Origin of the sequence: Erwinia persicina (genome assembly GCF_014838825.1) — a bacterium.
GTDB classification, from domain to species: Bacteria; Pseudomonadota; Gammaproteobacteria; order Enterobacterales; family Enterobacteriaceae; genus Erwinia; species Erwinia persicina_A.
In genome coordinates, this window is the sequence record NZ_JACYMO010000001.1 from 633,515 (window position 1) to 645,881 (window position 12,367).

A 12,367-nucleotide genomic window follows, 5' to 3' on the forward strand; every position below is an offset into this window, starting at 1 on the left:
AGGGGGTAACGGGCAGAAGTGTTGCCCCCTGTTTTGCCTGTCACTTCTTTGGATAAAGCTCCTGGCGATCGTACGGCTCTTTCTCACCCGGCTTACGGGTTTTCAGCAGCTTCAGGATCCAGGTGTACTGTTCCGGATGAGGACGGACAAAGACTTCCACCTCTTCATTCAGTCGGCGGGCCTGAGAGACATCATCAGCATCTGGCAGGTCGTCCATCGGCGGTCGCAGGTAGATGTCCAGACAATGGGTTTTACTGTCATAGGACGGGAATAACGGCACAACTTTCGCGCGACAGACTTTCATCATTCTCCCTACCGCAGGCAGCGTAGCCTTATAGGTATCAAAGAATTCAACAAACTCACTCTGCTCCGCGCCGTGATCCTGGTCAGGCAGGTAATAGCCCCAGTATCCCTGGCGGATAGACATAATAAAGGGTTTGATCCCGTCGTTGCGCGCGTGCATACGCCCGCCAAAACGGCGGCGCACACGGTTCCAGACATAATCCATCACCGGGTTACTCTGGTTGTGGAACATGGCCGCCATCGGCTGCCCCTCAGACGCCAGTACCATCGCAGGCAGGTCAACAGCCCAGGCGTGAGGCACGAGAAAAATGACATTTTTCCCGTCACGCTGTAGTTCTTCGATAATTTCTCTGCCGTGCCAGCGGATGCGCTTTTTAGCGTGTTCCGGGCGCAGGGCCAGTTCGGCCATCATCGCCATCGACTGCGGGGCGACGGCAAACATCTCATCGATGATCGCTTCGCGCTCGCTTTCGGATTTATCAGTCATGCAGTACAGCAGGTTGATCTGCGCACGACGACGTGCGCTGCGGGCGAATTTTCCCGCCAGCCGGCCAAGCGAGCCCAGCAGGGGATCCCGCACACGCGGTGTTAACAGGGCGAGACCAACAAACGCGCCTACGCCCAACCAGCTTCCCCAGTAACGCGGTAATAAAAAACTTCTTTTAAAAGTGGGTATAAATTCAATCTGACTTTTTTTTGTGTTTTCCATGCACTCGCCTCGGACAATAACGGGCTTATGATAGTGCTGACGAGGCATTTTGCAAAGTTATTGGCAAGAATGCTCATTTTTCACTAAAAAAAAGCCGATGGCATCACCCATCGGCTTTTTTATGGTGCAGCAAGGTTACTTAAAGCGTAACTGTGGCACGACGTCACGGACTTTAGCGATGTAATCGCGGCGGTCTTTACCGGACAGACCTTCCATACGCGGCATTTTCGCCGTCAGTGGGTTAACGGCCTGATTATTGATCCAGATTTCAAAGTGCAGATGTGGCCCGGTAGACCGCCCGGTGTTACCGGAAAGAGCAATCCGGTCGCCACGTTTAACTTTCTGACCCGGTTTGACCAGCAGTTTTTTCAGGTGCATGTAGCGTGTCATATACTGGCGGCCATGACGGATAGCAACGTAGTTACCTGCCCCGCCGCTGCGTTTAGCCACAATCACTTCACCGTCACCCACGGCCAGCACCGGCGTTCCAACCGGAATGGCGAAGTCCACGCCTTTATGCGGCGCAACGCGACCTGTTACCGGGTTTACACGACGCGGATTAAAGTTCGATGACACGCGATACTGTTTCACCGTCGGGAAACGCATAAAGCCCTGCGCCAGCCCGGAGCCATTACGATCGTAGAACTTGCCGTCCTCGGCACGGATAGCATAGTAATCCTTGCCGCCGCTGTTCAGTCGTACGCCGACCAGTTCGCTCTGCTCGTTCTTACCGTCCAACACTTCACGCGACATCAGAACGGAGAACTGATCGCCGTTACGCAGCTTACGAAAATCCATCTGCCACTGCAGTGACTTGATCACCGAACTGATTTCACTGCTGGTGAGACCCGCTTTTTTCGCGCTGCTGACAAAGCTGCCGTTAACAACGCCTTTCAGAACGTTGTTCTGCCATTCGCCTTTTTGCATCACCGATGAGGGTTTGAAGCCGTTACCCGAACGATCGTAAGTCCGGGTTTCACGGCGGGACACTTCCCAGGTCACGCGTTGCAGTTCACCGTTATCGTTCAGCGTCCATGAGAGCTGCTGACCAATTTGCAGATTACGCAGATCTTTATCGCTCTTCGCCAGTTGGCTGATATCAGACATATCAATGCCGTACTGGTTAAGTACGCTGCTCAGGGTATCACCGGTAGAAATGACGTAATCGTGCGTGCCGCTTTCGTCAGCAACATCTTCGTCAATTTCATCTTTGGGCAGGTCGTCAGCCGGAGAAGGGGTGTCCTGATCTATCGGTTCGCTGGCTTCCGGAAGAAGGGTTCGTAACTGGTTTTTTTCGAGTTCGACCGTTTTGACAATGGGGCTTTCATTACCCGGATGATAAACGTAAGGCCGCCACAGGGTGACGGCCAGCGTCACCACGGTCAAAGACCCCAACATAATGCGATGGGGCCGCGGAAGGTTATTAAACGCCAGGGCGACAGCGCGGGATATCTGCTGCACTTAAATGATCCTCTATTCTCCTTTCAGGCAGCTCGCATACTGGCTGGACAGCTGTGAGAGGAATGTCACATAGCTGTCTTTACCTGGGGTGATGTCCGTCCCGAGTGGATCCAGTGTGCCCGAACGCACGGTGGTCCCTCTGGCAACGGCTTCAATCACGGCCGGCCTGAATTGTGGCTCAGCAAAAACGCAGGTCGCTTTTTGCTCAACCAACTGTGTTCGTATTTGATGTAAACGTTGTGCGCCGGGCTGGATTTCAGGGTTGACGGTAAAATGACCTAATGGGGTCAGACCGAAGTGTTTTTCAAAGTAGGTGTAAGCATCATGAAAAACGAAATACCCTTTCCCTTTCACCGGGGCCAACTGATTACTGATTTTCGCATCGGCTGACGCCAGTTCTGCCTCAAAGTGCTGCAGGTTTGCGTCTAGTTTGTCCTTGCTTTGCGGCATAAGTTCCAATAATTTTGCATGGATTGCAATCGCAGTTTTCTTCGAAATTTCCGGGGACATCCACAGATGCATATTATATTCACCGTGGTGGTGGTGATCGTGGCTGTCAGCTGCCCCATGTGAGTGCCCTGAATGCCCCTCATGTTCTTCTTCTTCTTCGTCTTCTCCACCTTTGAGCAACAGGGGTTTCACCCCGGGAAGATCGCTCATTTGTACGTTCCTGCCGGCAGGTAAAGCGGCGGCGGATTTGGTCATAAAGGCTTCCATTTCCGGGCCCACCCAGACGACTAAATCCGCGCTCTTCAAGCGTTTAATGTCAGAAGGACGTAAGGCGTAATCATGTTCGGAAGCGCCATCGGGTAGCAGAACCTGTACCGGGGTGACACCATCAGCGATGGCTGCTGCAATAAAGCCGACGGGCTTAACGGAGGCCACAACATCGGCCTTGGCAGGAAGGGCAAGCGAAGCGGCGATACTCAGGCCAGCCAGCGTTGAAAATACACGCGTTTTTTTATGTAACATAATGATTCAATCCATCGTGAAGTGTCGATGGATTGTGATATTATAACATCCGTAAATTTCTGCAACCCGTAATGAACATGTCATCTTTGATTGCTCTTGATAAAATTTCTGTGAGCTTCGGTCAGCGCCGCGTGTTGTCCGACGTTTCACTCTCGCTGCAGCCCGGGCGTATCCTGACTCTGTTGGGGCCGAACGGCGCGGGCAAATCGACGCTGGTGCGCGTGGTACTGGGGCTGATTGCACCCACCACCGGCACTGTGCTGCGTCCGGCGCAGCTACGCATCGGCTACGTGCCGCAAAAAATCCACCTTGATGTCACCCTGCCCCTGACCGTCGACCGTTTTATGCGCCTGCGCCCAGGGGTAAAGCGCGGGGATATTTTGCCGGCGCTGAAGCGAGTCCAGGCCGCACAGCTTCTGGAGTACCCGCTGCAGAAACTGTCAGGCGGGGAGATGCAGCGCGTCCTGCTGGCGCGGGCGCTGCTTAATCAGCCGCAGCTGCTGGTGCTGGATGAACCGACACAGGGCGTGGACGTGAATGGTCAGGTTGCGCTGTACGACCTGATTGACCAGCTGCGCCGCGAGCTGAACTGCGGCGTGCTGATGGTGTCCCATGACCTGCACCTGGTGATGGCTAAAACCGACGAGGTACTGTGCCTCAATCATCATATCTGCTGTTCCGGCACCCCGGAGGCCGTTTCCCGACACCCTGAATTTATTTCGATGTTCGGCCCGCGCGGCGCGGAGCAGCTGGCCATTTATCGTCACCATCACAACCACCGTCACGATCTTCAGGGACGAATTATCCTGCGCAAAGGAACGGGCCGTCATGATTGAACTGTTATTACCGGGCTGGCTGGCGGGCGTCCTGCTGGCTCTGGCCGCCGGGCCGCTGGGTTCGTTTGTCGTCTGGCGGCGCATGTCCTATTTTGGCGATACGCTGGCGCATGCCTCACTGCTGGGGGTGGCCTTTGGTCTGCTGCTTAACGTCAGCCCTTTTTACGCGGTGATCGCCGTGACGCTGCTGCTGTCGCTGGTGCTGGTCTGGCTGGAGCGGCGTCCTCACCTGGCCATTGATACGCTGCTGGGGATCATGGCGCACAGTGCGCTGTCGCTGGGTATGGTGGTCGTCAGCCTGATGTCCGACGTGCGGGTAGACCTGATGGCCTATCTGTTTGGCGATTTGCTGGCGGTGACCCCCACTGACCTGTGGACAATTGTGGCAGGCGTGGTCGTGGTGCTGCTGCTGCTGACCTGGCAGTGGCGCGCGCTGCTGTCGCTCACCATCAGTCCTGACCTGGCACAGGTCGATGGCGTCAATATTCAGCGCACGAAAATGATCCTGATGCTGATCACCGCGCTGACCATCGGCGTTGCCATGAAGTTTGTCGGGGCACTGATTATTACTTCCCTGCTGATTATCCCGGCGGCGACCGCCCGGCGCTTCGCCCGTTCACCTGAGCAGATGGCGGCGCTGGCCGTAGTGTTCGGTATTCTGGCGGTGACGGCGGGTCTGACGTTCTCAGCGTTTTACGATACGCCAGCCGGCCCGTCCGTGGTACTGGGCGCGGCAGTGATGTTTATCATCAGTATGGTGAAGAAGCCGGCGGTGTGATCAGGATGGTGGCGGGCTGACCGAAAAAGGGCAGCCCCTCTCCCTCCCGGGAGGAGACCTTTTTCCGGTCGCCTCGTACCCGGGGTTCGCTACCTACTGCTCTTCGCGGGTGATGCCAAAGTGTTTATACGCATGCCCGGTCGCCATACGGCCACGCGGGGTGCGTTGAATAAACCCCTGCTGGATCAGATACGGCTCCAGCACGTCCTCAATGGTTTCGCGCTCTTCACCGATTGCTGCCGCCAGGTTATCCAGCCCCACTGGCCCCCCCATGAACTTATCGATGATCGCCAGCAGCAGCTTACGGTCCATATAGTCAAAGCCTTCGGTATCGACACTCAGCATATCCAGCGCCTTTGAGGTAACGTCACCGCTCATATTACCGGCGGCACGAACCTCGGCAAAGTCGCGCACCCGCCGCAGCAGTCGGTTAGCAATACGCGGCGTTCCCCGGGCACGGCGGGCGATTTCCAGTGCGCCGTCATCGCTCAGCGGCAACCCCAGGCAGGAAGCACTGCGGCCGACGATATGCTGCAGGTCTTCCACCCGGTAAAACTCCAGGCGCTGCACAATACCAAAGCGGTCACGCAGCGGCGAGGTCAGAGATCCGGCGCGGGTGGTGGCCCCAATCAGGGTGAACGGCGGCAGGTCGAGCTTGATTGACCGGGCGCCCGGCCCCTCACCAATCATAATATCCAGCTGATAATCTTCCATAGCCGGATAGAGGACTTCTTCCACCACCGGTGACAGCCGGTGGATCTCATCGATAAACAGCACGTCGTGCGGTTCGAGGTTGGTCAGCATAGCCGCCAGATCGCCTGCTTTCTCCAGCACCGGCCCGGAGGTGGTCCGCAGATTCACGCCCATCTCGTTGGCGACAATGTTCGCCAGCGTGGTTTTCCCCAGGCCCGGTGGGCCGAAAATCAGCAGATGGTCGAGCGCATCACCGCGATTTTTAGCGGCTTCAATGAAGATCTCCATCTGTTCGCGCACCACCGGCTGGCCGACATACTCCGCCAGCATTTTCGGGCGAATGGCGCGATCAATGACTTCTTCTTCGGTAACAACCCCGGCGGAAACGAGGCGATCGGCTTCAATCATGCTCTACCTCAGTTAAATAGCAGCGCGCAGGGCTTCGCGGATCAGTGTTTCGCAGTCAGCGGTCGGTTTACCTACCTTACTGATCATGCGGCTGGCTTCCTGAGGCTTGTAGCCCAGGGCGACCAGCGCAGAGACGGCTTCGCTTTCAGCATCATTAGCGGCTTCGGCCGGCATTTCGCTGGTGAGCGCAAACGGCGCATCGGTGGCAAACAGATCGCCGTGCATCCCTTTGAAGCGGTCTTTCATCTCCACAACTAAGCGTTCGGCAGTTTTCTTACCCACGCCCGGCAGTTTGACCAGCGCGGCGATCTCTTCGCGTTCAACGGCGGTGACGAACTGCTGGGAAGACATGCCGGAGAGGATCGCCAGCGCCAGCTTCGGCCCGACGCCGTTGACCTTAATCAGCTCACGGAACAGCGCACGCGCCGGTTTACTGTTGAAGCCAAACAGCAGCTGCGCATCTTCACGAACCACAAAGTGCGTAAAAATAATCGCTTCTTGATTGAGGTCGGGAAGCTCATAAAAACAGGTCATTGGCATCTGCACCTCATAACCCACACCGCCGGCTTCCAGCAACACTACAGGCGGCTGTTTTTCCAGGATAATGCCTCTCAGACGACCTATCACATTCGCTTCCTTCAGATAACTATTCAGAGTGGAGTTTATAGCATAAAAAAGGCTGGATGAATATCCAGCCTGATTTTGATTCGCGCTCTTCCGCTGCTAACTTAGGCGGCCGCGCGCAAGGTTCAGTTTTCCCTCACCAATGCGGTTAACATTCTGGCTCAGGTGGCAGTGCGTAATGGCAATCGCCAGCGCATCCGCCGCATCTGCCTGCGGATTGGCGGGCAGCTTAAGCAGCGTCCGCACCATGTGCTGCACCTGGCTTTTCTCGGCGCTGCCGATGCCCACCACGGTCTGCTTAACCTGGCGCGCGGCATACTCGAACACCGGCAAATCCTGGTTGACGGCGGCCACGATAGCCGCCCCCCGTGCCTGCCCCAGCTTGAGCGCAGAGTCCGCATTCTTCGCCATAAAGACCTGCTCTATCGCGAAGAACTCAGGCTGAAACTGGGTGATGATTTCGCTGACTCCGGCATAAATCAGCTTCAGCCGCGTCGGCAAATCAGTCACACTGGTACGAATACAACCGCTGCCCAGATAGGTTAACTGCCGCCCCACCTGCCGGATCACACCGTAACCGGTGATGCGCGAACCGGGGTCGATCCCCAAAATAATAGCCATTACGCGCTCACCAGATGTGATGGTCGGTGTATCACAGGGTTTCCGCTACCTCGTCAGAAATTTCACCATTATGGTAAACCTCCTGCACGTCGTCGCAGTCTTCCAGCATATCAATCAGACGCAGCAGTTTAGGTGCGGTTTCGGCATCCATATCCGCCTTGGTGGACGGGATCATAGTGACTTCGGCACTTTCTGCCTTCAGACCCGCCGCTTCCAGCGCCTCTTTGACCGCGCCCAGATTTTCCCAGGCGGTATACACATCGATCGTGCCATCGTCCCAGGTCATCACGTCGTCCGCACCCGCTTCCAGCGCAGCGTCCATCACCGTATCTTCCTCCAGGCCCGGTGCGAACGTGATCACCCCTTTTTTGGTGAAGAGGTACGCCACGGAACCATCGGTGCCCAGATTGCCACCGGTTTTGGTGAAGGCATGACGCACTTCAGACACGGTACGGTTGCGGTTGTCACTCAGGCACTCAACCATGACAGCGGTGCCGCCCGGGCCGTAGCCTTCATAGATGATGGTTTCCATGTTGCTGTCATCGTCACCGCCCACGCCGCGCGCAATAGCACGGTTCATGGTGTCACGGGTCATGTTGTTCGACAGGGCTTTGTCCATTGCCGCGCGCAGGCGCGGGTTAGAGTTTGCATCACCGCCGCCCAGTTTGGCGGCCGTCACCAGCTCACGAATGATTTTGGTGAAGATTTTACCGCGTTTGGAATCCTGAGCAGCCTTGCGGTGCTTGGTGTTCGCCCATTTACTATGTCCTGCCATTTACTCTTGTCTCCAAATCAACGCTGAACAGGCTGTCTTGCTGGCTGCAATCTCGCTGCACCGACAGACGCCTGAACGTTTGGCTAAGTTCAAAAGATAAAAAACAAAAATTACACTACGAATTCTTCAATTGCCTGGCGGTTACTCCAGGACTTGGTGAGCGCGGCGGCGGCCGGGGCATCCAGCCACTGAAAGGCCAGATGCTCGCTCAATGTGATGTCGCATTCCACAGGCAGCGCCAGCGTAAACCAGTGTTCCCGGTTGTGGGTGGTCTCCGGCGCATAGCGGTGGCGAAAGTGCGCAAAGATTTCGAATTCTATATGACGCTGGCAGTCCTCGAATGTGAGCTGTCCGGCGTTAATATCAATTCCGATCTCTTCCTGTACTTCCCGCTGTGCGGTCTGTAGCAGACTTTCACCGGGCTCCTGGCTGCCGGTGACCGACTGCCAGAAGTCCACATCATCACGTCGCTGCAACATCAGCACCCGCCGGGTATCCAGGGCATAGATCACCACCAGAACCGAAACCGGATGCTTAAACGCCATTATTCGTTCTCTGACGGCTGATCTTTCACTTTCTTCACCACTTCAATGCCCAGCTCGGCCAGCGAGGCCGGGTTAGCAAAGTTTGGCGCTTCGGTCATCAGACAGGCCGCTGCGGTGGTTTTCGGGAAGGCGATGACGTCGCGAATATTATCGGTGCCGGTCAGCAGCATCACCAGACGGTCCAGACCAAAGGCCAGACCGGCGTGCGGTGGTGTACCGAACTTCAGCGCATCCAGCAGGAAGCCAAACTTCTCACGTTGCTCCTGCTCGGTGATACCGAGAATGCCAAACACGGTCTGCTGCATCTGACCGTTATGGATACGCACGGAACCACCGCCCACTTCATAACCATTGATCACCATGTCGTAAGCGTTGGCGATAGCGGTTTCCGGGGCATTTTTCAGTTCGTCCGGCGTCATCTCTTTTGGCGCGGTGAACGGGTGGTGCATGGCCGTCAGGCCACCTTCACCGTCTTCTTCAAACATCGGGAAGTCAACCACCCACAGCGGAGCCCAGGCAGCTTCGTTGGTGATTTTCAAATCGCGACCCAGCTTCAGGCGCAGGGCACCCAGCGCATCAGCCACCACTTTCGCACTGCCCGCGCCGAAGAAGATGATGTCCCCGTCGGCAGCGCCGTTACGCGCCAGAATCTCTTCAACAATCCCGGCATTGAGGAACTTGGCAACCGGGCTGGCGACACCGTCCAGACCTTTAGCCCGCTCGTTGACCTTCATCCACGCCAGGCCTTTGGCCCCGTAGATTTCGATAAACTTGGTGTAGTCGTCAATCTGCTTGCGGCTCAGCTGTGCGCCACCCGGTACACGCAGGGTCGCCACCCGGCCTTTGGCATCATTGGCCGGGCCGGAGAAGACGCTAAACTCGACGTCTTTCACCAGATCGGCTACGTCCACCAGCTCCATCGGGTTACGCAGGTCAGGCTTATCGGAACCATAACGGCGCATCGCCTCTGCGAAGGTCATGGTCGGGAAGTCACCCAGCTCCACTGACTTCACGTCGACCCACAGGTTGCGTACCAGACGCTCCATGATTTCACGCACCTGCGGTGCGGTCATAAAGGAGGTTTCCACATCGATCTGGGTAAATTCAGGCTGACGATCCGCACGTAAATCTTCGTCACGGAAGCATTTTACGATCTGATAGTAACGGTCAAAGCCGGACATCATCAGCAGCTGTTTAAACAGCTGAGGTGATTGTGGCAGCGCATAAAACTTGCCTTTGTGTACGCGGCTTGGCACCAGATAGTCACGGGCACCTTCCGGCGTCGCCTTGGTCAGCATCGGGGTTTCGATATCCAGGAAACCGTGCTCGTCCATAAAGCGGCGCACAAAGCTGGTGATTTTCGCACGGGCTTTCAGGCGGTTCGCCATGTCCGAACGACGAAGGTCAAGATAGCGATACTTCAGACGCGCTTCTTCGCTGTTGGCCATATTGGAGTCTAATGGCAGCGGTTCAGAGCGGTTGATGATGGTCAGATCGGTGGCGAACACTTCGATCTCGCCGGTCGCCATATCGCTGTTTTTGTTCTTCTCATCGCGCGCACGGACGGTGCCGGTTAACTGGATGCAGAACTCGTTACGCAGTTCAGAGGCCAGTTTGAAGGCCTCCTGACGATCCGGGTCAAAGAACACCTGCACGATGCCTTCACGGTCACGCATATCAATAAAGATCAGGCTGCCGAGATCGCGGCGACGGTTAACCCAACCGCACAGTGTCACTTGCTGGCCTACATGAGACAGATTGATCTGCCCACAATACTCAGTACGCATAATGATATCCTTTTAACTTCAGCGCTGCTGGCACAGCTTTATGGTCAATATCCTGCTCTGAGGAGCGCTGCTGCCGCGAAAAATGGCTGCCATTATAATGGAAAATGGCTCACAGGATAAGTGCTGTCGGCGCGGGAAAGGGGCAGAAAAAACTCGATATGCTCTCTCACAGGAGCAGATGGTTAACAAAACATCATCACCACGACATAACCGCTAACAAAACACTGCGCTTTACCGACATCATTTTCATCGCCGCCTGAGGCCTTTTATTTGTACTCTTGACGGTTTCCCACTCTCTCGCGGAGATTCTGATAGTGAAACTTAACCCCAACACCACCGCTCTGGTTCTGATCGATCTGCAGGAAGGCATTCTGCCCTTCGGCCATGCTCCGCATTCCGCCGATGACGTCGTCCGCCGCTCGGCCACGCTGGCCGCGCATTTTCGCGCCGTTAATGCTCCTGTAGTGCTGGTTCGCGTTGGCTGGTCTGCCGATTTTGCGGAGGCGCTGACACAGCCGGTGGATGCCGCCCATGCCGGCGATGCGCTGCCGGACAACTGGTGGGACTACCCTGATGCACTGAATGCCCAGGCCAGCGATCTGTCCGTTATCAAACGCCAGTGGGGTGCATTTTACGGCACGGACCTGGAACTACAGCTGCGCCGACGCGGCATTGACACCCTTGTGCTGGGCGGCATTGCCACCAATATCGGCGTGGAGTCAACCGCCCGCAATGCCTGGGAAATGGGCTTCAATCTGGTGATTGCCGAGGACATCTGCAGCACCGCGACGGCGGAACAGCATCACGCCAGCGTCGAATGGATCTTCCCGCGCATTGCCCGCGTTCGCCAGAGTGAGGAGATTATAGCCGCGCTAAAATAGGGCAGTCCCGACCGGAGGGAACCGGTCACCCTCCTCCGCAATCTGTGTTGCGCTCCTCCCTCTCCGCACGTTACAGTCGCCCGCAGTTCACCTAAACAGGAAATGCGATGACGCCGTTGTATCTCGGCCTGCCGCAGTGGCAGCACTCACAATGGAAAAAGCTGGGGATGACCACCCTGGAAGATTATGCCCGCTACTTTAACTGTGTCGAAGGCAACACCACGCTGTATGCGCTACCGCGCCCGGAGGTGGTTCAGCGCTGGCGGGCCATGACCCATGATGACTTCCGCTTCTGTTTTAAATTTCCGGCCACCATCAGCCATCAGGCGGCGCTGCGACAGTGTGGCGATCTGACCGCCGAATTTTTTGATCTGCTCGCCCCGTTGGCCGATCGCATGGGGCAGTTCTGGCTGCAGATGCCGTCAGCGTTTTCACCCGCTGACCTGCCCGCACTCTGGCAGTTTCTGGACGGACTGCCGGCGGCGTTCCGCTACGGTGTTGAGGTACGCCACCCTGAATTTTTCGCCAAGGGTGAGGCAGAGCAGACGCTGAATCGCGGACTGCATCAGCGCGGTGTTAACCGGGTGATCCTCGATACGCGTGGGGTTCACAGCGCCATTCCCTCCTCTCCGGCAATTATCGAAGCGCAGCGTAAAAAACCGAAGTTGCCCGTTCACGCCGTGATGACGGCGGATGCGCCGATGATCCGCTTTATCGGAGGTGATAACCTCACCGCCAATGCGGGCTGGTTTGAGGCGTGGGTACAGCGTCTGCCGCAGTGGTGTGCAGCGGGCCAGCCCTGGCTGTTTATTCATACACCGGATGTGGGTTTCGCTCCCGATCTGGTGCGCGCGCTCTGGCCTGCCCTGCGGCAGGCAGTGCCCGGCATCGGTGATGTCCCCGACTGGCCACAGCAGGAGATGCTGTTTTGATCGACGGGCAGGCGACAGCCTGAAGTTTCTTCGCTACCCTGT

Annotated in this window: 13 protein-coding genes; 4 read left to right on the top strand and 9 right to left on the bottom strand. The window is 56.6% G+C overall.

The annotated features are described in order from the left end of the window. Window positions 1-40 precede the first annotated feature (40 nt). The 3 genes from lpxM to znuA form a co-directional block, all read right to left on the bottom strand. Window positions 41-1,012, bottom strand: a complete 972-nt coding sequence (lpxM, locus tag IFU29_RS02955) for a lauroyl-Kdo(2)-lipid IV(A) myristoyltransferase (RefSeq protein WP_191932593.1) — start codon at window positions 1,010-1,012, stop codon at window positions 41-43. Between the two features lie 135 nt (window positions 1,013-1,147). Beyond that, window positions 1,148-2,473, bottom strand: a complete 1,326-nt coding sequence (gene mepM, locus IFU29_RS02960) for a murein DD-endopeptidase MepM (protein ID WP_191932594.1) — start codon at window positions 2,471-2,473, stop codon at window positions 1,148-1,150. Window positions 2,474-2,485: 12 nt separating this feature from the next. Beyond that, entirely contained in the window at window positions 2,486-3,445 is a 960-nt protein-coding gene (gene znuA, locus IFU29_RS02965) for a zinc ABC transporter substrate-binding protein ZnuA (protein WP_191932595.1), read from the bottom strand. Between the two features lie 77 nt (window positions 3,446-3,522). On the opposite strand from znuA, the gene znuC reads away from it, so the two are divergent. Together znuC and znuB are read left to right on the top strand one after the other, a co-directional pair. Further along, a complete protein-coding gene (gene znuC, locus IFU29_RS02970) occupies window positions 3,523-4,281 on the top strand; it encodes a zinc ABC transporter ATP-binding protein ZnuC (RefSeq protein ID WP_191933103.1) in 759 nt (252 codons plus the stop codon). After that, entirely contained in the window at window positions 4,274-5,059 is a 786-nt protein-coding gene (gene znuB, locus IFU29_RS02975) for a zinc ABC transporter permease subunit ZnuB (RefSeq protein WP_191932596.1), read from the top strand. The genes znuC and znuB overlap by 8 nt, the downstream gene beginning before the upstream one ends. Before the next feature lie 93 nt (window positions 5,060-5,152). Here znuB and ruvB read toward each other — a convergent pair whose 3' ends face one another. From ruvB to aspS, 6 genes are all read right to left on the bottom strand, one after another. Then, the gene (gene ruvB, locus IFU29_RS02980) at window positions 5,153-6,160 is read right to left on the bottom strand and encodes a Holliday junction branch migration DNA helicase RuvB (protein WP_191932597.1); all 1,008 of its coding nucleotides are present in this window, start codon (window positions 6,158-6,160) and stop codon (window positions 5,153-5,155) included. Between the two features lie 12 nt (window positions 6,161-6,172). Next, window positions 6,173-6,787, bottom strand: a complete 615-nt coding sequence (gene ruvA, locus IFU29_RS02985) for a Holliday junction branch migration protein RuvA (protein ID WP_062746285.1) — start codon at window positions 6,785-6,787, stop codon at window positions 6,173-6,175. A 96-nt stretch (window positions 6,788-6,883) separates the two neighbouring features. Further along, window positions 6,884-7,405, bottom strand: coding sequence for a crossover junction endodeoxyribonuclease RuvC (gene ruvC, locus IFU29_RS02990; protein ID WP_118664008.1), 522 nt, complete (start codon window positions 7,403-7,405; stop codon window positions 6,884-6,886). A 31-nt stretch (window positions 7,406-7,436) separates the two neighbouring features. Beyond that, window positions 7,437-8,180 carry a YebC/PmpR family DNA-binding transcriptional regulator gene (locus tag IFU29_RS02995; protein ID WP_191932598.1) on the bottom strand — a complete coding sequence of 248 codons (744 nt, stop codon included), beginning with the start codon at window positions 8,178-8,180 and terminating at the stop codon, window positions 7,437-7,439. A gap of 110 nt (window positions 8,181-8,290) precedes the next feature. Next, window positions 8,291-8,725, bottom strand: a complete 435-nt coding sequence (gene nudB, locus IFU29_RS03000) for a dihydroneopterin triphosphate diphosphatase (protein ID WP_191932599.1) — start codon at window positions 8,723-8,725, stop codon at window positions 8,291-8,293. Continuing rightward, window positions 8,725-10,512 carry an aspartate--tRNA ligase gene (gene aspS, locus IFU29_RS03005; RefSeq protein WP_191932600.1) on the bottom strand — a complete coding sequence of 596 codons (1,788 nt, stop codon included), beginning with the start codon at window positions 10,510-10,512 and terminating at the stop codon, window positions 8,725-8,727. Before aspS ends, nudB begins: the two co-directional genes overlap by 1 nt. 311 nt (window positions 10,513-10,823) lie before the next feature. Here aspS and IFU29_RS03010 point away from each other — a divergent pair, with 311 nt between their 5' ends. Both IFU29_RS03010 and IFU29_RS03015 read left to right on the top strand, forming a co-directional pair. After that, complete coding sequence (locus IFU29_RS03010) at window positions 10,824-11,393, top strand: hydrolase (protein ID WP_191933104.1); 570 nt, start codon at window positions 10,824-10,826, stop codon at window positions 11,391-11,393. A 107-nt stretch (window positions 11,394-11,500) separates the two neighbouring features. Beyond that, window positions 11,501-12,325, top strand: a complete 825-nt coding sequence (locus IFU29_RS03015) for a DUF72 domain-containing protein (RefSeq protein WP_191932601.1) — start codon at window positions 11,501-11,503, stop codon at window positions 12,323-12,325. Window positions 12,326-12,367 lie beyond the last annotated feature (42 nt).

Bases quoted from the DNA above. Each gene is read 5' to 3' on its own strand.
- lpxM (WP_191932593.1), bottom strand. From the start codon at position 1,012: ATGGAAAACACAAAAAAAAGTCAGATTGAATTTATACCCACTTTTAAA.
- znuA (WP_191932595.1), bottom strand. From the start codon at position 3,445: ATGTTACATAAAAAAACGCGTGTATTTTCAACGCTGGCTGGCCTGAGT.
- znuC (WP_191933103.1), top strand. From the start codon at position 3,523: ATGTCATCTTTGATTGCTCTTGATAAAATTTCTGTGAGCTTCGGTCAG.
- znuB (WP_191932596.1), top strand. From the start codon at position 4,274: ATGATTGAACTGTTATTACCGGGCTGGCTGGCGGGCGTCCTGCTGGCT.
- ruvB (WP_191932597.1), bottom strand. From the start codon at position 6,160: ATGATTGAAGCCGATCGCCTCGTTTCCGCCGGGGTTGTTACCGAAGAA.
- ruvC (WP_118664008.1), bottom strand. From the start codon at position 7,405: ATGGCTATTATTTTGGGGATCGACCCCGGTTCGCGCATCACCGGTTAC.
- IFU29_RS02995 (WP_191932598.1), bottom strand. From the start codon at position 8,180: ATGGCAGGACATAGTAAATGGGCGAACACCAAGCACCGCAAGGCTGCT.
- nudB (WP_191932599.1), bottom strand. From the start codon at position 8,725: ATGGCGTTTAAGCATCCGGTTTCGGTTCTGGTGGTGATCTATGCCCTG.
- aspS (WP_191932600.1), bottom strand. From the start codon at position 10,512: ATGCGTACTGAGTATTGTGGGCAGATCAATCTGTCTCATGTAGGCCAG.
- IFU29_RS03015 (WP_191932601.1), top strand. From the start codon at position 11,501: ATGACGCCGTTGTATCTCGGCCTGCCGCAGTGGCAGCACTCACAATGG.